This is a genomic window from Roseivirga misakiensis (assembly GCF_001747105.1).
GTDB classification, from domain to species: Bacteria; Bacteroidota; Bacteroidia; order Cytophagales; family Cyclobacteriaceae; genus Roseivirga; species Roseivirga misakiensis.
This window is the reverse complement of sequence record NZ_MDGQ01000004.1, coordinates 1-25,301: the sequence shown is the minus strand read 5'-3', so window position 1 is coordinate 25,301 and position 25,301 is coordinate 1. Positions and strand designations below refer to the sequence as shown.

19 protein-coding genes and 1 tRNA gene are annotated in these 25,301 nt (G+C 39.0%); 15 read left to right on the top strand and 5 right to left on the bottom strand.

Translation table 11 applies throughout. The features are described 5' to 3' along the window. On the bottom strand, window positions 1–528 hold the full coding sequence (locus BFP71_RS06085) for a DUF4924 family protein (RefSeq protein ID WP_069834607.1): 528 nt from the start codon (window positions 526–528) through the stop codon (window positions 1–3). Window positions 529–603: 75 nt separating this feature from the next. Between BFP71_RS06085 and lepA the strand changes: the two genes are divergently transcribed. The 11 genes from lepA to BFP71_RS06030 all read left to right on the top strand — a co-directional run bounded on the left by lepA (window position 604) and on the right by BFP71_RS06030 (window position 16,812). Further along, on the top strand, window positions 604–2,391 hold the full coding sequence (gene lepA / locus BFP71_RS06080; RefSeq protein ID WP_069834606.1) for a translation elongation factor 4: 1,788 nt from the start codon (window positions 604–606) through the stop codon (window positions 2,389–2,391). A gap of 13 nt (window positions 2,392–2,404) precedes the next feature. Next, a complete protein-coding gene (locus tag BFP71_RS06075; RefSeq protein ID WP_069834605.1) occupies window positions 2,405–3,280 on the top strand; it encodes a bifunctional 5,10-methylenetetrahydrofolate dehydrogenase/5,10-methenyltetrahydrofolate cyclohydrolase in 876 nt (291 codons plus the stop codon). 46 nt (window positions 3,281–3,326) lie between these two features. Further along, window positions 3,327–3,938: a 7-carboxy-7-deazaguanine synthase QueE gene (locus tag BFP71_RS06070; RefSeq protein WP_069834604.1), complete on the top strand. Its 612-nt coding sequence runs from the start codon at window positions 3,327–3,329 to the stop codon at window positions 3,936–3,938. Beyond that, window positions 3,938–5,797: an OmpA family protein gene (locus tag BFP71_RS06065; RefSeq protein ID WP_069834603.1), complete on the top strand. Its 1,860-nt coding sequence runs from the start codon at window positions 3,938–3,940 to the stop codon at window positions 5,795–5,797. The genes BFP71_RS06070 and BFP71_RS06065 overlap by 1 nt, the downstream gene beginning before the upstream one ends. A 310-nt stretch (window positions 5,798–6,107) precedes the next feature. Continuing rightward, on the top strand, window positions 6,108–9,164 hold the full coding sequence (locus BFP71_RS06060; RefSeq protein ID WP_088124912.1) for a SusC/RagA family TonB-linked outer membrane protein: 3,057 nt from the start codon (window positions 6,108–6,110) through the stop codon (window positions 9,162–9,164). A 28-nt stretch (window positions 9,165–9,192) separates the two neighbouring features. Continuing rightward, on the top strand, window positions 9,193–10,689 hold the full coding sequence (locus tag BFP71_RS06055; RefSeq protein WP_069834601.1) for a RagB/SusD family nutrient uptake outer membrane protein: 1,497 nt from the start codon (window positions 9,193–9,195) through the stop codon (window positions 10,687–10,689). A 96-nt stretch (window positions 10,690–10,785) separates the two neighbouring features. Further along, a complete protein-coding gene (locus BFP71_RS06050) occupies window positions 10,786–11,283 on the top strand; it encodes a hypothetical protein (RefSeq protein WP_069834600.1) in 498 nt (165 codons plus the stop codon). A 153-nt stretch (window positions 11,284–11,436) separates the two neighbouring features. Next, the gene (locus BFP71_RS06045) at window positions 11,437–14,748 is read left to right on the top strand and encodes a VCBS repeat-containing protein (protein WP_069834599.1); all 3,312 of its coding nucleotides are present in this window, start codon (window positions 11,437–11,439) and stop codon (window positions 14,746–14,748) included. Window positions 14,749–14,837: 89 nt separating this feature from the next. After that, window positions 14,838–15,803, top strand: coding sequence for an ADP-glyceromanno-heptose 6-epimerase (gene rfaD / locus BFP71_RS06040; protein WP_069834598.1), 966 nt, complete (start codon window positions 14,838–14,840; stop codon window positions 15,801–15,803). A 3-nt stretch (window positions 15,804–15,806) separates the two neighbouring features. After that, window positions 15,807–16,259, top strand: coding sequence for a hypothetical protein (locus tag BFP71_RS06035; RefSeq protein ID WP_069834597.1), 453 nt, complete (start codon window positions 15,807–15,809; stop codon window positions 16,257–16,259). A 133-nt stretch (window positions 16,260–16,392) separates the two neighbouring features. Next, window positions 16,393–16,812 carry a 6-pyruvoyl trahydropterin synthase family protein gene (locus tag BFP71_RS06030; RefSeq protein ID WP_069834596.1) on the top strand — a complete coding sequence of 140 codons (420 nt, stop codon included), beginning with the start codon at window positions 16,393–16,395 and terminating at the stop codon, window positions 16,810–16,812. An 18-nt stretch (window positions 16,813–16,830) separates the two neighbouring features. Here BFP71_RS06030 and clpX read toward each other — a convergent pair whose 3' ends face one another. From clpX to BFP71_RS06010, 4 genes are all read right to left on the bottom strand, one after another. Next, a complete protein-coding gene (clpX, locus tag BFP71_RS06025; protein WP_069834595.1) occupies window positions 16,831–18,057 on the bottom strand; it encodes an ATP-dependent Clp protease ATP-binding subunit ClpX in 1,227 nt (408 codons plus the stop codon). Window positions 18,058–18,061: 4 nt separating this feature from the next. After that, window positions 18,062–18,730 carry a ClpP family protease gene (locus BFP71_RS06020; RefSeq protein WP_069834594.1) on the bottom strand — a complete coding sequence of 223 codons (669 nt, stop codon included), beginning with the start codon at window positions 18,728–18,730 and terminating at the stop codon, window positions 18,062–18,064. 93 nt (window positions 18,731–18,823) lie between these two features. Continuing rightward, a complete protein-coding gene (tig, locus tag BFP71_RS06015; RefSeq protein ID WP_069834593.1) occupies window positions 18,824–20,149 on the bottom strand; it encodes a trigger factor in 1,326 nt (441 codons plus the stop codon). A 65-nt stretch (window positions 20,150–20,214) separates the two neighbouring features. Continuing rightward, window positions 20,215–20,296, bottom strand: a tRNA-Leu gene (locus tag BFP71_RS06010). Between the two features lie 110 nt (window positions 20,297–20,406). Here BFP71_RS06010 and BFP71_RS06005 point away from each other — a divergent pair. The 4 genes from BFP71_RS06005 (at window position 20,407) to BFP71_RS05990 (ending at window position 24,864) form a co-directional block, all read left to right on the top strand. Beyond that, window positions 20,407–22,635, top strand: coding sequence for a RelA/SpoT family protein (locus BFP71_RS06005; protein ID WP_069834592.1), 2,229 nt, complete (start codon window positions 20,407–20,409; stop codon window positions 22,633–22,635). Window positions 22,636–22,682: 47 nt separating this feature from the next. Then, window positions 22,683–23,153 carry a Fur family transcriptional regulator gene (locus tag BFP71_RS06000; protein ID WP_069834591.1) on the top strand — a complete coding sequence of 157 codons (471 nt, stop codon included), beginning with the start codon at window positions 22,683–22,685 and terminating at the stop codon, window positions 23,151–23,153. A 1-nt stretch (window position 23,154) separates the two neighbouring features. Next, complete coding sequence (locus tag BFP71_RS05995) at window positions 23,155–23,496, top strand: STAS domain-containing protein (protein ID WP_069834590.1); 342 nt, start codon at window positions 23,155–23,157, stop codon at window positions 23,494–23,496. Window positions 23,497–23,595: 99 nt separating this feature from the next. Beyond that, window positions 23,596–24,864, top strand: coding sequence for an adenylosuccinate synthase (locus tag BFP71_RS05990; protein WP_069834589.1), 1,269 nt, complete (start codon window positions 23,596–23,598; stop codon window positions 24,862–24,864). Window positions 24,865–25,301 lie beyond the last annotated feature (437 nt).

The following is a 25,301-nucleotide window of genomic DNA, read 5'->3' as shown; positions in this document are numbered from 1 at the left end:
TTAATTAGATACTTTTCTTTTGTGGCTCAAGTAAGAAAGTACATTGCCGAAATGTTCGATTTTCGCCATTTCTTCCTCTGATACTTGCTCATCTTTCATCCTTGCGATTAGCAAACCGAAAACACCGTTCAGACATGCTTGAATTGGGTCAGAAATATTGCCGTCAGAGGCAATGATGTTTTCCCTTATAGCCGGCCTTGCAGCATTAAATATAACCTGATAATCAGGGTCTTCGGTGAGCAGGTTTAAACTTAGGTCAGAAAGTTCTTTCACAAGTTCTTGAACAGCTCGTAAATGACCAGTTTTTTCTAGGCCTTCTTCTTTCATTGATTTTATTAGGCCTCTATACCAGTCTATTTCTGCTAGCTTGCCTTTTTCATCTAATGTTTCTGCTGGAATCTTGTTGACTATTTCATTTTGAATTTGGCTCAAATCAAACTCGAAATTTCTGATTAACAATTCAGTCTGATACATGTAAATGATGTATTGCGAAATATTTTGTTGTTTTTTTCTCTCTGCCAATAACATATGCGCAAAATTAATGCTTATCTCTTCAAAGCAAATGATCGGCTTTTTTCTATTTTTGCACTTCTTTAAGAAAGCATGGATAAAATTCGAAATTTCTGCATAATCGCACACATTGACCACGGTAAGAGTACCTTGGCCGATCGGCTACTTCAGAGTACTGGGGCGGTGAGTGATAGAGATATGCAAGCCCAATTATTGGATGATATGGATTTGGAGCGTGAGCGGGGCATAACCATAAAGTCTCATGCTATACAAATGGACTATGTGTATAAAGGTGAACAGTACACATTAAATCTTATTGATACCCCGGGTCACGTAGATTTTTCCTATGAAGTGTCTCGATCTATAGCTGCTTGCGAAGGAGCATTGCTCATTGTAGATGCTTCTCAAGGTGTAGAGGCCCAAACAATCTCTAATCTATATTTAGCGCTTGAACATGATTTAGAAATTATCCCTGTTCTGAATAAGATTGATTTACCTGGTGCCATGCCAGAAGAGATGACTGATCAAGTAGTCGAACTACTAGGCTGTTCGCCAGATGACGTTATCCATGCTAGTGGAAAAGAAGGGATCGGGATTGATGATATTTTAGCTGCCATTATTGAAAAAGTGCCAGCACCAAAAGGCAATCCTGATGAACCACTTCAGGCGATGATCTTCGATTCAGTCTTTAATTCTTATCGAGGTATTGAAGTAATATTTAGAGTTTTTAATGGCTCTATTAAGAAAGGTGATAGGATTAAGTTCGTTAACACAGGAAAGACATATAATGCCGATGAAATTGGTATTTTGAGACTGAAACAAGACCCGCAAGAGGAAATTAGCGCTGGTAATGTGGGCTATTTGATTTCGGGTATCAAAGTGGCAAAAGAGGTTAAAGTTGGTGATACCATAACCCATGTCGAAAACCCGACGCAAGAGCTAATCAAAGGCTTTGAAGATGTAAAACCGATGGTTTTTGCCGGTATCTACCCTGTAGAAACATCTGAGTTCGAAGAATTGCGTGCGTCCATGGAAAAGCTTCAGCTCAATGACGCATCACTTGTTTGGGAACCAGAAACATCAGCTGCGCTTGGTTTTGGTTTCCGTTGTGGGTTTCTGGGAATGCTACATTTAGAAATTGTTCAGGAAAGGCTTGAGCGAGAATTTGATATGACGGTGATCACTACCGTTCCATCTGTGCAATTTCATGCGATTATGACTGATGGCTCCGTACAAATGGTAAATGCCCCATCCGAATTGCCAGAGGCAAATGCTACTGCACATTTAGAAGAGCCTTTTATCAGAGCACAGATTATCTCAAAAGCGGAATATGTAGGGCCAATAATCAGCTTATGTATTGATAAACGTGGAGAGATTAAGAATCAAGTCTATTTAACGTCAAGTCGAGTTGAATTGACTTTCGAAATGCCATTAGCAGAAATAGTATTTGACTTCTTCGATAAGTTGAAGACCATTTCCAGAGGATATGCTTCATTGGACTATGAACTCATTGGGTTTAGACAATCAAACTTGGTGAAGTTGGATGTAATGTTAAATGGTGAAACAGTGGATGCACTTTCAGCTATTGTTCATAGAGACAAGGCTTATGACTGGGGTAAGCGTTTGTGTGAAAAACTCAGAGAGCTTTTACCTCGTCAAATGTTTGAAATCGCTATTCAGGCATCTATAGGTACTAAAATTATCGCTCGAGAAACTGTAAAAGCACTTCGTAAAAACGTTTTAGCGAAGTGTTATGGCGGCGATATTAGTCGTAAGCGGAAGCTTCTTGAAAAACAGAAAAAAGGTAAAAAGAGGATGCGTCAAGTAGGTAATGTGGAAATACCACAAGAAGCCTTCATGGCCGTACTCAAGTTAGATTAATAAACCAACTGCTATGGAATTATTAGACGGAAAAGCCACCGCAAAGTCTATCAAGGATGAATTGGCGGATAAAGTAAAGGAAATTGAAGCCAACGGTGGCAAAGTTCCCCATTTGGCAGCAGTTCTGGTTGGTGAAGACGGAGCTAGTAAAACCTATGTTAATGCAAAAGTGAAAGCTTGTCAGCAAATTGGTTTTGGTTCTACTTTGATCCACCTGCCAGAAAACACCTCAGAAGAAGAGGTTTTGGCAACCGTTGATAAGCTGAATAATGACCCAGAGATTGATGGTTTCATTGTTCAAGTACCGTTACCAAAACAGATTGATGAGCACAAAGTGGTAGAGGCAATCTTGCCTGAGAAAGATGTTGATGGTTTTCATCCGTCAAATCTTGGTAAAATGCTTTTGGACTTACCTACATTACTTCCTGCCACACCGAAAGGTATGATGCTGCTTATGGAAAGAAATGGTATCGAAACATCAGGGAAAAATTGTGTTGTTATTGGTAGAAGTCATACGGTAGGCACCCCAATTAGTGTTTTAATGTCGAGGAATTCATCGCCGGGAAACGCAACAGTAACATTATGTCATAGCAGGACACAGAATTTAGCAGAAATTACTAGCCAAGCCGATATTCTAATAGTTGCTATCGGACGTGAAGGTTTCGTGACAGAAGAAATGGTAAAAGAAGGTGCCATTGTTATCGATGTTGGTATTCATAGAGTACCATCTACTGAAACAAAATCAGGGTTTAAGCTAAAAGGCGATGTGAGATTTGATGAAGTAGCACCGAAATGTAGTTTTATTACACCTGTTCCTGGTGGCGTTGGGCCGATGACGATCGCTTCATTACTTTGGAATACTTATTTGGCAAGTCAAAAATTGATTTAGCCTAGTTCACAATAGCAGTTTCAACACCTGCTCTAAAAAATTGAAGATGGTAGAAAAACAAGCTAAGCTTCCGGTAATGGAAGCATTCTATACGATACAAGGGGAAGGTCACTTCTCTGGTAATTCAGCATATTTTATTCGATTGGGCGGGTGCGACGTAGGTTGCGTTTGGTGCGATGTTAAAGAGTCTTGGGAGGCTGGTAAATGGCCAGAACAATCGGTAGAAGAGATTGTAGGAAATGTATTGAAATCGCCTACACGTTTATCCGTTATTACTGGTGGAGAACCATTAATGTACGATTTAAACGAATTAACTAGCGCATTGCGATTTTCTGGTTTACAGACTAATGTCGAAACATCAGGAGCACATCCATTGAGTGGAGATTGGGATTGGATATGTTTTTCTCCGAAGAAATTCATGAAGCCGAGAGCCGAATTCTACGAAGTGGCAGATGAGTTAAAGGTTGTGGTTTATAACAAGAGTGACTTTAAATGGGCTGAAGAGCACGCAGCGCGAGTAAAACCCGATTGTTTGCTATATCTACAACCAGAATGGGATAAGTCGGAAAGTATGTTGCCAGAAATAATAAGTTACGTAAAAGACAACCCTCAGTGGAAAATTTCGCTACAAACACATAAGTTTATGAATATTCCTTAGTGTTGAAAGCCTACCTTTTTTTAATATTCCTTTTCATATGCGGAACATTATCCGCTCAAAATCTGCATTCAAAAAACAAAAAGGCTCTATCCTTTTACAAAGAGGCACTTAGTCTTAGCCAGATTGGAAATGTAGCAAGAGCAGAAGAGTCAGCGCGTTTGGCGATCAAGAAGGACAAAAGCTTTGACGAGGCTATTTTACTCTTGCATCAGATTCTTTTGCGGAAGAATGATCTAGAAGGTTCCCTTGGAGTTTTATCTCAATACAAAGAGGAGTTAGAGCGGAGGTTTTCAAACCGAATACTGATAGACCAATCCAAAGTATTCTTTGAAGGTGGTCAATATAAAGAGGCCAAAACCAGTATTTCAAAAATTGAGGGGGAGATTTACAAATTCCCTGACATTGAGTTTCAGTTAATCTCGGCGTCCATTGATTTTGCTTTAGCCGAGTCATCTAGGAAATTGGATATAAATTTTGAAAGATTACCTGCTCCGTTAAACGAGTTTCAGAAGCAATATTTTCCAACCGTCACTGCCGATAACAAATTAGTCTTCATTGTGAGGGAGAAAAATGGAAGAGGAGATGAGAATATCTACCAAAGTGAATGGTTAGGTACTCGTTGGAAAAAGCCAGAACAAATTTCTTATAAAATCAATACCGATAGGAATGAAGGGACGGCCTCAATTTCGGCAGATGGTTCTACTTTGGTTTATTCGGCCTGTAATATCCCAGGCAATATTGGAAGCTGTGACCTTTACGTGAGTTATGCTATTGGTGACGAATGGAGCGCACCAGAACTGCTTAATGATAAAGTCAACAGTCCGGATTGGGACTCGCAGCCTTCTCTTTCACGTGACGGAAAAAAGCTATTTTTCGTTAGCAGCAGAAAAGGAGGAGTCGGTAAGCTAGATATTTGGGTGAGTGAAAAAAGTATTCGAGGTTGGGGGCAGGCGAAAAATCTAGGGCCTCAAATTAATACAGTTTATGACGACTCCTCTCCTTATATATACCTCGATCAGAAAACGCTAATTTTTGCCTCAACCGGAAGAGTAGGTATGGGAGGTTACGATTTATATTCTTCTACTTGGGAAGGCGGGAGTTGGTCACTCCCAAAGAACCTTGGTTTTCCCATCAATAATGCCTTCGATCAAATCGGTTACACATTCAGCCCTGATGGTTGGGCATATTACAGTTCTGGACTTTCCAATGGGCGAATAGAGATCAATCGATTTAAGGTGCCTAAGGCTGTTTTAGCTGATAATAAAATAGACTACATATCAGGTCGCGTATTAGATGCAAATTCTAGAGCTCCTTTAGCTGCAACGTTGCAAGTCTCTGAGGATATCATAATGACAAGTGATAGTTTGACAGGTGCTTTTCTGACTTTTCTTGAATCCAATAATTCATCAATCAGGGTATCAGCCAGCGGTTATGCATCAGTAGAATTCACCGAAGATGAATTGAAAAGGCTGCCAAAGGGAGAGGTCTTATTGAACCCGTTAAATGTAGGCGAGACCTTCGACTTCGGTAACATCTATTTTGACTTCAATAGTGCCGAAATAAAACCCGAAAGTGAACCTACCCTCAATGAGGTTTTGACCTTCCTGAAGGCTAATAAAAAGATAGTGGTAGAAATAGGAGGTCATACGGATGGAATTGGAGGTGAAAAGGAGAATTTGGCCTTATCAAGAGACCGAGCAAGGTCAGTTTACCGATATTTTATCGAAAAAGGGGTTCCCAAAGAAAATTTGGTTTTTGCGGGTTATGGAGAAGACTACCCTTTAACAACTGGGAATACACCAAAAGAGCGAGAAATGAATCGCCGAATCGAGTTCAAAATTGTTAATGTCTTGAAATAAGACAATCTGAAAACTTAATAATTAATTAAAATAGAGATTATTAACAATGTCGATAAAAAGAATTAGGATCGACTAGGTTTTTAACATCCTTTAACACTACGGATTTCCTCAGAAATGGTTTACCCTTACTCAACCAAACAAAATTCTTAAATACATTAAAAAAGGGTTTAAACACAGAAAAACAAAGATTCTGAGGTGATTCAGGGCATCAAATTTATTTTGCAATTATTATTATTTGATGACATTTTCTTTTATGTTTGGAGTTCTAAGCAAATTAATTTTTCATCAATTAAACTAAAACGAAAGCAAAATGAAGAGAATTTTACTGACTTGTGTCATGCTTATGTTGGCGGGTTTAACTACCGTTGCATTTGCGCAGAACAGGACAGTAACTGGAAAAGTGACAGGTTCAGATGACGGACTTCCACTTGTTCAGGTTACTATTCAGTTGAAAGGTACTTTTGAAGGTACACCTACCAATCAGGATGGTGAATACCGACTCGAAGTGCCTGCATCAGGCGGAACCTTAGTATTCAGTTACCTAGGTTACGTTGACCAAGAAATCAAACTTGTACCTAATCAATCAGTGTACAATGTGATTATGGTTCCAGATGCGACTTCTTTAGGAGAGGTTGTAGTAACAGGTGTGGCAGCAGCTACTCCAGTGAAAAAACTTCCATTTACAGTAAGTTCTGTAGGTGAGAAGGTAATTAAGCAAGTACCGGCTACAGATGCTGGTTCTGCCCTAGCTGGTAAAATTGCTGGTGTACGTGTACAGCCAAGCAACGTTCCTGGTGCTGGTCCTCAAATTCAAATCAGAGGTGCTTCTACTTTATCAGGTAACAACAGTCCACTAATCGTATTGGATGGTGTGTTAATTGAAGGTAGTCTTTCAGACATTAACCTTCAGGATATTGAGCGTTATGAGGTATTGAAAGGTGCTTCTGCTGCTACATTATTCGGATCAAGAGCTGCTAACGGTGTAATCCAATTATTCTCTAAAAGAGGTGATAAAATTGCTCCAGGTTCAACTCAATTCTTATTAAGAACTGAGTATGGTAACGAAAGTGTTTACAAAAGCAGAAACATTGAAAAGGCTAGATATCATCCTTTCTTGATCGATCCAGCAACTGGTGATTTCCAATTGGATAACACTGGAACTGCTCAGGATGATCCAGACCTAATTTCTGATAACGAATTCCCTCGCTACAGAGATCATATCAATGACCTATTTACAGGTAGTACATTCTTTACTCAGTACATGAGACTAAGTACAAGAGGAGCTACTGGTAACCTTGCGGTATCAGCTGAATACCAAGATAGAACTGGTGGTGTAGACTTTTATGACGGTAACCAGCGTTATAACATTACTGTGCAGTCAGATCAATATATCGGTGAGAAATTAAAGCTTTCTTCATCTTTGAGATTTATCCAAGATGAGCAAGACAATGTAACACCTAGTATCAGAACTTTAACTATTGCTGATCCTAGTGCGGATTTCTTCGCGCCAAACGAAGAAGATGGTTCTCCATTCAACTACAATGCGAACAGATTCTCGCCTACTTCAGAATTCAACCCATTCTATATCTTAACAAATAACAGAAACGAAAGAACTCGTAAGAGATTTATCGGATCAGTAAACGTTAAGTATGACATTGTTGAAGGATTAACTGCTGAAGGTCGTTTCGGTATGGATACTTGGCAAGATTACTCTAGACAATTCCAAGACATTGGATATCTAGCAAATCAAGGTGTTCCAGGAACTGGTTCATTAAGTAGAGGTTACAGTGACTTCACTGCAATCACTTCTTCTTTCCGTTTAACATATGTGACTAAGATTCAGGATTGGAATTTAAGATCTAACGCTTTCTTCCAGTATGAAGATAGAGGTGGAGAGGCCTTCAGTGCTAATGGTACTAACTTAGGACTTGCTGCTTTTGATCGTTTCAATAACGTAACACTTTCTCCAAATGATGGACTTCCATTCTTAGGAGCTAGTGCAACTGAAGAAAACCAAGTTGTAGCAAACAACTTCTCACTATCAGTTGGTGGTGATTACCAAGACAAATATCTATTTGATATTGTGGTTAGAAGAGATGGTAACTCATTGTTCGGTAGAGACAACAGATGGCAAACATTTGCTAGATTCTCTGCAGGATGGAGAATCACAGAGGATTTCGAAATCGACGGAATTCAGGAAGCTAAGCTTACTGGTTCTTGGGGACAAGCAGGTGGACTACCTGGTTTCTTCGATAGATTTGAAAGAGCTCCTGTTATTAACGGTGTAATTCAAAACCCAACTGTTCTTGAGAACCCACTATTAGGTCCTAATGTAACAGACGAATTGGAAATCGGATTAAACGTTGACTTCCTTGATAAATTCAAGTTCATTGCTTCTTACTCTGAGCAAGCTAACAGAGATCAGATTTTGACTATTCCTTTGTCTGCTGTAACTGGTAGAAGTTCTCAGCAGCAAAATGCTGGTACTTTAGAGACTAACACTTTAGAGTTCACTTTAGGTTATGATGCGATTCAGAAAAATGACATGAACTTGTCATTCAACTTAATCTTTGATAGAACAAGAGCTGAGATTACTGAATTCAACAGGCCAAGATTCCAAGTAGGTGCTCGTAACATCTGGGATTTAGGAAACAGACCTACTGAAATGTTCGGTAGAAAAATCGCTAGATCACTTGACGATTTGACCGTACTTCCTGATGGAACAGTTGCAAACGTACCAGGTGGTCTTACTCCTTCTGATTTTAAAATCAACAGGGACGGTATCGTAATTGTTGCGGCAGATGAGTTCACTACTAATGAAGCTGCTGTATACCTTACTGACGAGGCTGGTGTACAATTAGATGACATATTGATTGGTGATGCTCAGGCTAACTTTAATATGGCACTTACTACTTCCTTTGATTACAAGAACTTCTCTGTATTCATGTTATGGGAGTACCAAAATGGTGGAGATACTTACTACCAAGGTGGTCAGTGGTTAGCTAGAGATAGGTTACACCCAATCTTTAACCAAGGTGACTTCCCTGAAGGACAAAGAAAAGCTAATACTTACTTAGCTACCATTTATAACACGAACAGAACTACTGATTTCTGGGTTGAAGATGCTACTCACTTAAGACTAAGAGAGCTTGCTGTAAACTATGACCTTGGAGGCGACCAATTGGCAAAAATTGGTATGGACAAAGTGTTCAAAAATGTTAGATTAAGTGTAGTGGGACGTAACTTGTTCTTATCTAGTGACTACCCAGGATATGATCCTGCTTCAGGTGGTATCACTACAAGAACGGATAACTTCGCTTACCCACTTGTTAGATCTTTCAATGGATCAATTGCATTGACGTTCTAATAACCAAGATTTAAATCAAGAAAAAATCATGAAGAAAAATTTCAAATATTTTGGGGTAGTAGCAGCGATAATCGCTGTTACTTTCACCTCTTGTGAAGATCTAGAAGTGGAGAACTTGAATGAGAAGAATAGTTCTGACATTTTCTCTGATCCTACGACGTTCCCATCGGTTGTTGATGGTGCGTTCCTGACTTGGTGGCAGGCGACTCAATTGAGTACGCCAAACATGCCGATGTCGGTTTACGCTCAGACATTGAGTTCAAGTTGGGGTAACTGGGGTATGAGAGATTTAGGTACTATTCCTAGAGCTCCGATCCAAAACACGCTTACTTATAACAACCGTGCATTTATGACTACTCCATGGGCTCGTTTGAACCAGTCTTTGGCTCAAGTTAATGACTTGTTAAGAGTTATGAATAGTGAGTTTGGTGGACAAATCGATGACGGTAACGGCAATGACCTTACGAATCAGGTATTAGCAAATGGTAAGTTAGCTCAAGGTTTAGCTTTGGGTACTTTAGGCCTAATTTTTGACCAAGCGTTTATTGCTGATGAGACTGTATCTGCTATTGATTTAGGTACGTTAGAGTTAAGCCCTTACTCAGATGTAATTGCTGCTGGTGTAACAAAATTGACTGAAGCTGCTGCTATATTTGATAGTGATGCATCTACTACTCATAGTGCAATCAATGGATTGAACTATGACAATGTAGAGGCTGCTCGTTTTGCGAGGTCTTTTGCTGCTAAAATTTTAGCTTATTCTTCTAGAGATGCGGCTGAAGCTGCTGCAAATGACTGGACCCAAATCTTGAACTTGACAAGCAATACGGTAACTGCTGACATTTCACCTGCTGGTGATGGTGTTTTCTGGTGGACGCGTATTCTTATCCAAGGTCAGTTCCCATTATGGACAAGAGTTAGTCAGAGAATCATCAACATGATGGAAGGTGGTACTGGTAGTGGAACTACTACTGATCCAAACAATGCTACTGCTCCTTACCCATGGCCTGATGGCGTGAATACGCTACCTGAGATTACTAACCCTAGAGATCAAAGAATCTCAACTGACTTTGTTTATAATACTGGTGTTCAGTTTGCTGCAGATAGAGGTTACTACTTCTTTAGTAGTTATAACTTCAATAAGTACAACTATTACATTGCCGCACTATTAGGACCAATGCCTCATTTAACAATGAATGAAATTGGTATGATTAGAGCTGAAGCATTGATTAGAACTGGTGGTAGTAAAACAGAGGCAGCTGGCTTGATTAACGCGACACGTGTTACAAGAGGTGGTCTTCCTGCATTGACTGGAACAGAGTCTGATGCTGATATGTTGAAGGAGATCACTTACGAGCGTCTTGTAGAATTCGCTTGGGATGGTGCCTTAAACGGATGGTATTTCAGAAGAATTGCATCTGATCCTTCGCACTTCTTGCAGCCTGGTACTTCACCGCAGTTACCACTACCTGCTCAAGAGCTTGAAATCTTAGGTCTTGATGTATATACTTTTGGTGGTATATAAGCAATTATAGATACATTAAAAGCCTCAAGTTTTACTTGGGGCTTTTTTATTACTTTTATTTGAAGCTATTTAGTCTCGATTAATAGAAACATAGAAATGAAAAAGAATAGATATTTGGTAGGTTTATTATTCGCAGTATGCCTTATAGCTGCGAGTTGTGGTGAAAGAAGGCCTTATGTTTTGGCTGAAATGATTGAAGTTGAATTTAAAGATACTTTGAAGGTAGATGACTGGATTTCTATAGATGGTGTAAAATACACTCACGTAAATGACTATGATAGAATTAAAGATGATACAACAGCAATAGAGACTGTGTTTGATTTGAAAATATTGCCCTCATCAGTTCAAAATATAGTAATACCAGGTGCAGGTGAAAAAGAATTAAGGGGATACACACCAACTTCCGGTGTGGCATTTGCCCTTCTTCAAGCACTAAGCCTTTCCGAAAAGAATGATTTAGGTATGTTTTATGGTTTTACAGGCCATACACTTGAAATGTCTTCAGGTAAATTGAAGTTTTACCGTAAAGATGGCGAGAAGGTTAAAGTGATGACCAGTGATGGGTATACTGGTATTATAAGAAAAGTGAAATAGACTGTTGCACTCAGTCTATTTATTATTAATTTATTACATCAATAGAGTAGGTCATACTCAAATTCAACATTTAATGTAAACGTATTTGCATAGATAGGTCGCTAAAATCTACTGTGAATATAGTTTTTCAAGTATTGGTGTTCGCCATACCATATGTTGATAAGAAACTATTTTTTAACACTACTTTTTTTAATTCTTGTTTCCTGTGGAGGGAAAGAGGAATTTAAGCCGCGTTTCAAATTGTTAGATGAGAATGATTCTGGAATTCTCTTTTCCAATGATTTAACGGAAAGTGACTCAATTAATGCTTATAAGTACCTCTATATGTACAACGGAGGTGGAGTAGGTATTGCTGACTTCAATAATGACGGGCTTAAGGACGTTTTCTTTGCTGGAAATATGGTGTCCAGTAAGTTATTTATCAATGATGGAGGACTGCGTTTTCATGATATAACCGAAATAGCAGGTTTGAAAACTTCAAAGTGGATTCACGGAGTGTCGATAGTTGATATTAATGCTGATGGTTTTCAAGATATCTATTTAAGTGTTGGTGGGCGAACAATCGGTAAACATTCTGAAAATATTCTTTTTGTTAATAATGGTGATTTAACTTTTACCGAGTTGTCAGAAGTTTATGGATTAAACGAATCTCGATTAACCACGCATACTGCTTTTTTTGACTTCGACAATGATGGTGATCTAGATGCCTATCTAATCAATTATGAGAATAACCCAGATAAAGATCCAACAGCCATAAAAAGAAAGAAGAAGGATGGCAAATCCAAAAGCAGTGATCGATTATTGAGAAATGAGAATGGGAAGTTCGTTGATATCACGGTGCAGGCAGGCATTGAACATGAAGGGTATGGATTAGGTCTGTTGATTAACGATTTCAATAGTGACGGATGGCTGGATATATACGTAAGTAATGACTTTACTTATGATGACAATTTGTACATAAACGATCGAAAAGGTGGTTTCAATGACCAAATTGGAAAGTATATGAATCATACCAGTAATTTTGGTATGGGGGTAGACATAGCGGATATTAATAACGATGGAGCTATGGACCTTTTTCAAGTAGATATGCTTCCGGAAGACAATAGAAGGCAAAAAAAGCTGCTCAGCGGACTAAACTACAACAGATTCCAACTCCTAACCAATAATGGTTATGTACCTCAATACATGAGAAACTCATTACAATTAGGAACCTCAAACAGTAATTTTAAAGAGGTTGGTCAATTGACTGGAATGAGTAATACAGATTGGAGCTGGACACCCCTAATTGCTGACCTAGACAATAATGGTCAAAAAGATGTCTTCATTACCAATGGGTATGTTAAAGATGTGACCGACGTAGATTTTAGAGATTACATAATCAGTGAAAACCAGCGTCGGAATGCGGTATTTGATCCAAATGTAGTGATTGGTGCACTACAGGAATTGAAAGGCGAAAAAGTCTCGAATTATGCCTATGCTAACTCGGGAGGACTAAAGTTTGAAAATATGGCTTCTGCTTGGGGACTTAGTGAACCAAGTTTTTCAACAGGCGCATCGTATGGAGATCTCGATAATGATGGAGACTTAGATATCATAGTCAATAACCTTAATCACCCATCGTTTGTCTATGAAAACCGTTCTAGAGAGCTTGATAGCTTAAACTATTTGACAATAAATGTAACTATTGAGAATGATCATGCAAAGGCCATAGGTACTCAGGTTAAATTATTGGCTGATGGAAAAATTTACAGTGCAGTTGTTTCGCCATACCGAGGGTTTCAATCAACTGTGGATGCAAGGTTGCACTTTGGTTTGAATAAACTGAAAAAGGTCGACGCTGTGGAAGTGATTTGGCCAGATCAGAAAGTAACGCGGTTAAACAACGTTCTTGTTAACCAGCAATTAAATATTGAAAGAGAGACCTCTGAGGTTGAGATTGCCAACCAGAAGCCAGTTTTTGATGGTGTTTTTGGTGAGTCAAGCCACATTAATTTAGACTACAAGCACAAAGAATCAATGTTTGTTGATTTTAATCGTGAACCGTTACTGCCACATAAGATATCTCAAGAGGGGCCAAGTTCTGCTACAGCCGATGTAAATGGAGACGGACTACAAGATGTTTTTATAGGTGGTGCAGCTGGAGAACCGGGACGCTTGTTTACTCAACGTTTAAAAAATGGGGCCTTGAGTTATGAAGTGATTGAATTTGAAGGAGTGGAATCAGAAGATGCAGGCGCTTTGTTTATTGATGTCGATGCAGATGGTGATGAAGATCTCTTCATTATTGCCGGTAGTAATGAATTTGAATTAGGTAGTGAGTTTTATAAGGATAGGCTTTACTTGAACAACGGGAATGGGAATTTTACCATATCAGAAAACGGAATTAATTACGATTCATTTAGTAGTGGTGTCATTATTAAAAATGATTTTGATAATGATGGCGATATAGATCTTTTCATAGGAGGTAGATGTAAACCGGGTCAGTACCCATTAGCAGGAACAAGTAAACTATTGTCGAATAACCATGGGGTATTTAATGACGTAACCGCCGATGTAGCTCCCGCCCTTCAGAAAATAGGTATGGTAAAAGATGCCGCCTGGGCAGATCTTGATAACGACGGTACAAACGAGCTTGTTTTAACTGGTGAATTTATGGCCATTAAGGTGTTCAAAAACGTCAGTGGATCCTTTCTCGATGCTACAGAACAGTACAATCTATCGGATTATATAGGTTGGTGGAATTGCTTGAAAATAGTGGATATTGATCAAGATGGTGATCTAGATATTCTTGCTGGAAACCTCGGACTAAATAGTCGGTACAAAGCAACACCTCAGGAGCCACTTTCAGTATACGCGTATGATTTTAATACTGACGGAAGAATTGACCCCGTAATAGCCTACTTTAACGGCGGGCGCGAATACATTTTACATGATAGAATGACGCTAGCTCAACAGATCAATTCTATTAAGAAGAAATTTGTAAAAAATCTAGACTATGCAGAAGCGACTATAGAAGAAGTCCTAGGTAAAGAACGCTTAGCTAAGGCGCTAAAATTGAGTGCCAATCACTTTTCAACCAGCCTATTCATAAATAACGGTACTGAAGGTTTTACCTATTCAGTCTTACCAATTGAAGCTCAATTTTCACAGGTTAATGATATCGAGACACTTGATTTTGACCATGATGGAATTCTAGACGTCCTCCTAGCAGGGAATTCTTATAGTCCAGAAGTTTTTAATGGACGCTATGATGCGCAAAGCGCCTTGTTATTAAAAGGTTTGGGTAATGGCAACTTCTTGCCAATGTCTCAGACTATGAGTGGCCTAATAAAGAATGGTGTGGTCAACAAAATTCAAAAGCTATCAGTCAACGGTGAAGAGTTGATCCTTTTGCTTAAGAATAATGATTCTCCCGAACTACTTCAAGTAAGAATGACTGGGAATCATCTGAAAGGCGGTTATTAAGGCTATTTACGCTTAATTCTCTTTATAATTTATCATTAGGCCATATTGGAATCGGTATATTTGCCTTAAGTTTTAATTCGTTCGAATTTATGATTGTAGTAACAGGAGCGGCAGGTTTTATCGCAAGCTGTTTGGTAAGTAAACTAAACAGTGAAGGCTTTAATGATATTATTGCTGTTGATAAATTTGATGTACCCGATAAGGATCGAAACCTGGTGGGTAAGTCAATTAGTCAGAAGGTGAATAGAGATGATTTCTTTACTTGGCTAAGCGGAAACGCCAGGCATGTAGAGTTCATTTTTCATTTAGGAGCGAGAACCGATACAGCTGAATTTGATTATGAGCTCCTGAACAAGCTTAATCTAGACTACTCTAAAAAGATTTGGCGGGCATGCATAGACCATCAGATTCCCTTAGTTTATGCGTCATCTGCTGCTACCTATGGTGGCGGTGAAGAAGGCTATGATGATGACCACTCGAAACTTGAGAGGCTTAAACCGTTAAACCCCTATGGTGTCTCAAAAAATGAGTTTGACAAATGGGCTCTGGCGCAGCAAGAAAAACCTTTCTTTTGGGCTGGCCTGAAATTTTTCAATGTTTACGGACCAAATGAATATCATAAGGGAAGAATGGCCTCTGTGGTGTTACATGCCTATAAACAAATCCAGAAAACTGGTAAAATGAAGCTTTTCCGCTCCCATAATCCTAATTTTAAAGATGGTGAGCAGCTAAGAGACTTTATTTTCGTAAAGGATGTAGTGGAAGTTTGTTACTTTCTAATGAACCATCGTTCGGATTCTGCGATTTATAATTTAGGTAGTGGAAAAGCTCGCACGTTTTTTGATCTAGTTTCGGCAACTTTTAAAGCCCTAGATAAAAAAGCAGACATAGGGTTTATTGATACGCCAGAAGATATTAGAGATAAATACCAGTACTATACAGAAGCTAATATGTCTAAACTAAAAGCGATCGGTTATACTAGGCCCTTTACAGGTTTAGAGGCTGGCGTCGAGGATTATGTGAAGAACTATTTAATAGACAACAAAACATTTTAGATCATGAGAATAGGAATTGTATTGACATTGTTAGTGGCTTTTACATTTACTTCTTTTGCACAAAAGAAAGGTCAAAAAGCAGCAGTTAGAGATAGCGTGGCGTTTTTCTATGCCTCAATTGAATTGAATAATGGCTTAAGTGTGGTGACCCCAATTGATTCCATTAAAACTTCGGCAAACGAGATGGCAAAGTCACTTTTTCAAGTGAATTCGGCTAATCGACTTCGAATTTTAAAATTTGCTCAGACGACTTTAAAGGATAGAACCCTAAGAATAAAAAACGATCAGGTTGTAATTGTTCTAAGTAGTAAGCCTACTTTGAAAGCCTTGCAAGGCGACCTTGACCGCTTTTTAAATGTGAATAAGGGGTCTGTTTACAATCTGGATAAATATAAATTCATAAAACCTACAGATAGTGGGGAAGAAAGCCCGTTCGGCAAAGTCACTGTGCACTGATCAGTCGGTCTTTATTCCATAGTGTGACGTAATTGAGGTTGATCACACAAACAAGTAACTTTTTACCTTCAGTTGGTATTTTAGGTAGTCGGGAAATTCTTTTTAATATCTTTGCACCCAAATTATCGACAAGATGGTTTACGTTAGTAGAAAAGAACATTTTAATGCAGCACATAAGCTGTATAACCCTAACTGGTCTGAAGAGAAAAATCAAGAAGTTTTTGGCCCATGTGCTAATGCAAATTGGCACGGTCATAATTTCGAATTGATCACTACGGTGAAGGGGTTGCCGGACCCCGATACAGGATTTGTAGTTGACTTAAAGGCGTTATCTGTATTGATCAAAAATGAAGTGATCGAAAAATTGGATCATAAAAACCTGAATATCGACGTAGACTTCATGCAGGGTAAAATGGCGAGCTGTGAGATTTTGGTGATGGAAATTTGGAAAATTCTAGCACCAAAAGTCAATGAGATCACAAAAGAAGGTGGACTTCATTCGCTTAAGCTTTATGAAACGCCAAGGAATTTCGTTGAGTACTTCGGTGAGTAGAGATATAAAAAAAGTGGCCTAAGCCACTTTAAGTTTTTTAAATTTCGATTTCTCGAACTTTTCCTGAGCGTAAGCCCGATCTATTTCTATAGAATTCGTATTCTCATCTGACGGTACCTCAAACATGGCATCTGTCATAATAGCTTCACAGATTGAACGTAAACCTCTGGCACCTAATTTAAACTCCAACGCTTTTTCCACAATATAGTCCAGTGCTCCATCAGTAAAGACTAGTTCAGTCTCTTCCATGTCAAACAGTTTCGTGTACTGTTTGGTAAGTGCGTTTTTAGGTTCCGTAAGAATGCTTTTCAGAATAGTTGTATTCAATGGATTTAAATGAGTAACAATCGGTAAACGACCTATCAACTCTGGAATCAATCCATAATCCTTTAGATCTTGAGCATTTACATATTGATGCAAATTATCTCTATCTACATCATGTCCATCATCCTTAGTTGCTGCGAAACCGAGAGGTTGTGTATTCAACCTGTTGGCAATATGTCTGGCAATACCATCAAAAGCACCACCACATATAAATAGGATGTTTTCCGTATTAACAGAAATCATCTTTTGGTCAGGGTGCTTTCTTCCACCTTGGGGCGGTACATTCACAGAAGTACCCTCCAGTAATTTAAGTAGAGCTTGCTGAACACCTTCTCCACTTACATCTCTAGTGATTGAAGGGTTGTCAGACTTTCTCGCGATTTTATCGATCTCATCTACATAAATAATTCCACGCTCTGCAGATTCAACATCATAATTTGCCGCTTGAAGAAGTCTCGTTAGAATACTTTCTACATCCTCTCCAACATAACCGGCCTCCGTTAATACAGTAGCATCTGCTATACAGAATGGTACCTGTAGGATTTTAGCGAGTGTTTTTGCAATGTATGTTTTACCCGTACCCGTTTCACCAATCATGATGATATTCGACTTTTCAATCACAATATCATCAGGGTCAGCTTTTTGGATCAGCCTTTTATATTGATTGTATACAGCAACTGAGATTACTTTCTTTGCTTCGTCTTGACCAACAACATATTGATCAAGATACTTTTTCATGTCTATGGGCTTGATCAAATTAAATTTCGGCGCATCTTCAGACGTTTTTGTCTTCAATTCCTCCGAAAGTATTTGATTGGCTTGTGTAATACAATGATTACAGATGTGTGCATGTATACCTGAAATCATCAGATCCACATCCTTCTTATTACGCCCACAGAAAGAGCAAGTAACCTCAGCCATATTCTTATTTTCTTTCAAGAACCTCGTCGATTAGACCATACTTCTTTGCCTCTTCAGATCTCATCCAGTAATCTCTATCCGAGTCTTTTTCAATTTTATTATACGTTTGGCCAGAATGGTGAGCCAAAATATCGTATAAATCCTTTTTCACCTCTAAGGTCTGCTTCAAAGAAATCTCCATATCAGAAGCTTGTCCTTGCATGCCACTCATTGGTTGGTGAATCATAATTCTAGAGTGCTTTAATGCAGCTCTTTTATTAGCAGCACCACCAGCAAGTAAAACAGCACCCATAGACGCTGCCAAACCAGTACAGATCGTAGCCACGTCTGGTTTTACAAACTGCATGGTATCATACATTCCCAAACCAGCATATACCGAACCGCCAGGGCTGTTAACGTACATAACGATGTCTCTGTTCGGGTCTACCGACTCTAAAAACAATAATTGGGCAGTAATGATATTGGCGATATTATCGTCAACACCCATGCCCAAGAAGATAATTCTGTCCATGATCAACCTCGAGAATACATCAATCTCCGCAAAGCGCGTAGGACGTTCCTCAATTACTGATCTTGTCATATTTTGGATATGATTAGAATAATCATCTATAGCTGAGCCACTCACACCTTGGTTGTGAATCGCATATTTTCGGAATTCTTTACTGTTATTCATTCGTTTTTTTAAACCTTTACTAACAAAATTAAAAAAAAAGCCCTTGTACGAAAGGACTTTTAGATAACAACGAAAAAGGTTAAGTGGTTCTGATTATGCACCAACTATTTCTTTGAACTTATCTAAGCTCACCTTTTTTGTTTTAATATCGATCTTTTCTACTACGAAGTTCAATACTTTTTCTTGTTGAACTTGCTCTGCCATTTTCATGTAGTTTTGGCCATTTTCTCCTTGTAAGTAATTGTCTACAAAAGAATCCATTTGGTCTCCAAGCTGGCCTAAGCCAGAACCCATGAACTGAGCTTCGATCATTTTACGAGTCGCCGCCTGAATGTCTTCATGCTCAGCTTTTACCTCGTTATCCTTAGCTACTTGCCCAGAAATCAAGTTCCACCTTAATTGATCGGCATATAAGTGGTATTCTTTTTCTAAGTCAGCATCAGTTACTTTACCCTCACCAGTGTGCTTAAGCCAATCCTTTAAGAATTCATCTGGAAGAGTGATTTTAGTGTTTTTGATGAGCGTGTCCTGAATTGTTTTGTTTAACCAAGCTTCAGTTTCTCTACCATAATTCTGGCCAACAGTTTCAACGATTTTGTCCTTGAACTCGTCTTCAGACTTCACAGTATCAGGGCCAAAAGTTTTATCAAACAATTCTTGATTAACTTCAGCTAGCTCCTTGCGATTCACATTTTTAACTTCAAATACGAAGTTCTTATCCATGTCAGCAAGCTCATCAGCCGTTTTACCAATTTGAGCAGCTTGCTTCGACTCATCTTTGTGAAGTTTCGTCAAGTCAACCTTGATTTCGTCACCCTTCTTCTTTCCGATGAATTTCTTGGCAGCCGTTTTTGTCAATTCGTTTAACTCGATGGTAGTGTCGTGAGCAAATTCACCCTGCTTAAAAGTTCCAAAGAGCGTGTCACCCTCTTCGCTAACCTCTGGGTTAGTCATTGTTCCAAATTGGCTTCTCACATTATCGATCGTCTCATCGATTACTTTGTCATCAACTTCGATTTCATAAGAAGTAACCTTTGTCTTCTTAGATAGCTCAACTGCAAAGTCTTCAACAAGTCCGATGTTGTATTCAAACTCGAAATCCTCTTGGTTATCCCAGTCCACGGCATCTACAGACTTTTGGTTAGGTAAAGGCTCACCTAAAATTCTAAGCTCGTTGTCTTTGATGTAGTCTTGCAGCGCATGACCAACCAAATGATTGATCTCTTCAACAAGGATAGACTTACCATACATTTTTTGAATTACTCCTTTAGGCACTTTTCCAGCACGGAAACCTTTGATTTGCGCCTTCTTGCTGTAATCTTTGATTTTTTCGTCTACTTTCGATTGATAATCAGCCGCGTTTAATTTAACTTTAATAGAGGCTAAATTCGAATCTTTTTTGTCTAACGTGATATCCAATTCTTTACAGTTTTATGTCAACATAAATAAAAACCCTCGAGTCTTTCGACTGAGGGTTCCTTTAGTGCGGATGAAGGGACTCGAACCCCCATGCCCTGAGGCGCTAGATCCTAAGTCTAGTGCGTCTACCAATTTCGCCACATCCGCGGGTACTCTGAAAATGGATTGCAAAGGTATGAGATTTACTTTTTAAATCAACAACAGTAAGAGGAAATTTTCAGTAAAAATTCATGCAATATCTTATATAACTTTGGACTATGATTGCGGTTGATTTAGAAGCAGAAAGAAAAGAAATCATAAGACGGTATCGTCGGCTATTGCGAAAAGCAAAGCCATTTTTAAAAGACGATGATGCCAAGTCTATTAAAAAGGCATTTTACACTTCTCAGGAGGCACACAAAGAAATGCGCCGTAAATCTGGTGAGCCTTACATTTATCATCCCTTAGCAGTAGCGGAAATTTGTGTTGAAGAGATTGGTCTTGGAACTACCTCAATCATTGCTGCGCTGTTGCATGATGTTGTTGAAGACACGGAGATTGAGCTAGAAGAAATTGAAGAAGATTTTGGCCCAAAAGTCGCGAAGATTATCGATGGATTAACCAAGATTTCGGGTGTCTTTGATCACGGTAGTTCGCAGCAGGCAGAAAATTTCCGAAAAATGCTGCTCACCCTTTCAGAAGATGTAAGGGTAATTCTTGTAAAGCTAGCCGATCGACTCCATAACATGCGAACCCTAGGGAGCATGCCAAGGCATAAACAACTAAAGATAATTTCGGAGACAATTTACCTTTACGCTCCGTTGGCGCACAGACTGGGACTATATGCCATTAAATCCGAATTAGAAGACCTTTGGTTGAAGTATTCAGAACCAGAAGTATACCAGGATATTGTTGCCAAGATCGCCGAGAATAAAGCATCAAGAACCCGATTTATTAAAAGCTTTATGAGTCCTATTCTGGATGAGATCAATAAGGCTAATATCAACTTCGAAGTTAAGGGACGGCCTAAGTCTATCCATTCCATTTGGAGTAAGATGAAAAAGCAAAACATCCCTTTCGAAGAAGTTTATGACCTTTTCGCGGTTAGAATTATCGTCGATACTCCTTATGAGCAAGAAAAGGCGGATTGTTGGCAGGTCTATTCGATTGTTACAGATTTCTACACTCCAAACCCCGATCGCCTACGTGATTGGGTGAGTACGCCGAAGGCTAATGGATATGAATCTTTACATACGACCGTGATGAGTAAGAAGGGTAAATGGGTAGAGGTTCAGATTCGTACCAAGCGTATGAATGACATTGCTGAAAAAGGTTACGCGGCACATTGGAAATATAAGGATGGTATGTCGGATTCGCACGAGTCTGGATTAGAACTCTGGATTGGGAAGGTTCGAGAAATGCTTGAGCAAAATGATACCAATGCGATAGAGTTTGTTGACGACTTTAGAGCCAATCTCTTTAATGAGGAAGTTTTCGTTTTCACCCCAAAGGGAGATTTAAAGATTTTACCGAAAGGTGCCACATCATTAGACTTTGCCTTCGACATTCATACAGAAGTAGGAGCGAAATGTTTAGGCGCGAAAGTGAATAATAAATTGGTTCCGCTCGATTATGCATTAAAGAATGGGGATCAAATTGAGATTCTTACATCGAGTAAACAAAAACCAAATGAAGATTGGCTGCGATTCGTAGTTACTTCTAAGGCCAAGTCGAAGATAAAAGACACGCTAAAAGAGGCTAAGAAAAAAGCCGCCCTTGATGGAAAAGAGATTGTTCAGCGAAAGCTCAAACAAATGAAAATCCCGTTTGATGGGGACGTGACCAATCAACTTAGGGCTTATTTTGAAGAAAAAACAGTAACAGACTTCTATTATAAGGTAGGAAAGGGCGTAATCGATGCGTCTAAAATCAAGAATTTCAAAGATTTCAAGACTAAGAAGCAGAAGAGCACCAGAGTCAAGAGTAAAGAGTTCGAGTACGCAGATGACTTTAGTAAGGTAAAAAAGGAGGGTACCGACATCCTATTAATAGGAGAAGATATGGATGTCTTTGACTATAAATTTGCTAAATGCTGCAACCCAATACCAGGAGACGATGTTTTTGGATTTGTAACTATTAATGAAGGTATTAAGATTCACAGAACAACTTGCCCTAACGCACCTGAATTATTGTCAAACCATGGCAATAGGATTGTAAAGGCAAAGTGGCTTTCCGAACAACAAAATGCTTTTTTGGCTGGCCTTAGAATTATCGGTACCGATCGAGTGGGTTTAATGCGTGATGTTACGGATATCATTTCTAACGAGTTGAAGGTGAACATGCGATCGATAAGTATAGATACTGAAACGGGTATTTTTGATGGGCACATAAAGCTTTATATCAACAGTACACGGCATTTAGATCAGCTAATACACAAGCTCGAGAAGGTATTGGGAGTAATGCGCGTTACGCGAACTATTTCTGACGAAGAGAAAGAAGAAGGCTAGTATTCTAAATCGTAAAGAATCTTATATTTGCATCCTAATAAATTCAAATGTCGCTTAACCAAAAAGTCTTTGATGAAGTCAGGGAGATTTTTACCGCTTATCTTGAGAATAAGGGGTTAAGAAAGACACCCGAACGTTTCGCAATCCTCGAAGAAATTTATAGTCGCGATGGACATTTCGATGTAGAATCCCTCTACATCAGCATGAAAAACAAGAACTACAGAGTCTCAAGAGCTACAGTTTATAATACCTTGGATTTATTGGTCGAATGTGACTTAGTGACAAAGCACCAGTTTGGAAAGAATATGGCGCAGTACGAGAAATCGTATGGTTATAAGCAACATGATCATATTCTGATGGTGGATTCATCCGAAGTGGTCGAGTTTTGTGACCCAAGAATCCAAAACATAAAGAACACCCTAGAGGAGATGTTCGATATAGATATTATGCACCACACACTTTACTTCTTTGCCAAAAAGAAGTCTAACAAACCGCAGACTACAGATAAAGAAAATTGATATGGAATTTACTGCTAAGCAAGAAGGTGATGTGCTTGTGCTCTCTTTGAATGGGGATTTAATTGGTGAGAATAGTGGCTCGGGAATCCTCGAGGCTGCTAATGAAGCTATTAATAAAGGAGTTTCTCTCTGTTTGGTAGATATTGAGCATGTAAAATACATCAATAGTAGTGGAATTGGCGTGTTGATTACGCTTTTGACAAAGTTTAGAAATCAGGGTGGTGAAGTTGCCATTGTAAAACCATCCGATCACGTGAAAAAGCTGTTGATCATAACGAAGCTGACTGCGATTTTTAAAATATCAGACAATCAGCAAGAAGCTATGGAACTATTAAAGTCATAGTCCATTACTCGATAAAAAGAATTAATAATAAATAAGGCCAAGGATTTAGCCTTGCCAAATAATATCCTGCCGTGTAAGGCAGATGAAAACAAATAACAAATGAAAGTAGACGTACTATTGGGTTTGCAGTGGGGAGACGAGGGAAAAGGAAAAGTTGTAGACTATCTGGCTCCTAAATATAATGTAGTTGCAAGGTTCCAAGGAGGACCCAACGCAGGGCATACACTAGAATTCGATGGTCACAAGCACGTGCTTCATCAAATCCCCTCAGGCATCTTTCGAGATAAAATCAAGAATATTATTGGTAACGGGGTCGTCCTAGATCCAGTAGTCTTTAAAAAAGAGATAGAGGGATTAGATAAATTTGAAATTGACCTAAAAGCCAATCTATTTATTTCAAAGAAGACACAGCTGATCCTACCAACACATAAATTGCTAGATGCGGCTTATGAAAAGGCGAAAGGAAAAGATAAAATAGGGTCTACACTAAAAGGAATAGGACCATCCTATCAAGATAAGATTGCAAGAAATGGTTTGCGAGTTGGTGATATCATGGCACCAGGTTTTGAAGATCGCTACAGAAATCTAGTGGGTAAGCATGAAAATACCCTCAAGCACTATGAGCTGGACTATGACCTCGATGAAGTTGAGGCTCCGTTCTTTGAAGCGATAGAATTTTTAAGGGGCTTTAATCTGGTGAACTCAGAATACCTAATAAATAAATGTATAGCGTCTTCTGATACTGTTCTTGCTGAAGGAGCTCAAGGATCTCTGCTAGATATAGATTTTGGTAGTTATCCGTATGTAACCAGTTCAAATACTATGACCGCAGGGGCATGTACGGGATTAGGTGTAGCACCTAGAAATATCGGAGAGGTGTTTGGGATATTCAAAGCCTATTGTACTAGGGTAGGCGGAGGACCTTTTCCTACCGAGCTTTTTGATGAAACAGGAGAAGCTATTCAACGCGAAGGCCACGAATTTGGAGCTACTACAGGTAGAGCAAGAAGGTGTGGGTGGTTAGACCTGCCAGCCTTAAAGTACGCCATCATGATAAATGGAGTAACACAACTTTTCATGATGAAAGCTGACGTGCTATCAATTCTAGATGAAATTAAGGTCTGCACAAGCTATAAACTCGCAGATGGTACGCTGACAGAAGAAATGCCATTCCAACTCGTCGATGAACAAGTAGAACCAGTTTATGATACCCTCCCAGGCTGGAAGGTAGATGTAACGGGCGTGAAGTCTATGGATGATATGCCAGAAGAATTATCTTCTTATATAGCATATATAGAAAAAGCCACTGGAGTGCCAATTAAGATTGTATCTGTAGGTCCAGACCGAACGCAGACGATTATTAATTAGTATAAGACTAAATAATCAATGAAGAGCAGCTGCAAGCACCCGCTTGTAGCTGCTTTTTTTTGATGTGCGACAAGGAATTTTAACGCCACTAAAAGTATTTAAGAAAGAGTATGACTGGTAATCAGTGATTTAAGAAAAACCTTAATTTCTTTCTTGCTACAAGTGTTGAGTTACCATAAAACCTATTACCTTTGTCGTCCCGTTCGCAAGGAGCGGATTTAACATAATGAACACTCAAAACAGGGGTAAAAAATATTTTTAAATTATTTCCTCTTGTTTGTTTTGGGAATAAATAATTTCATTACCTTTGCATCCGCTTTGGGGATGAGAGATTGCCAGGGTGTTAAAAAAGGGGTTGCTAGAACGCTAGTGACTGTCAAGATTTGGAGGAGTGAGATATCTTTTCTGAGTTACGTTTACTTCGAGTAATTGATTGT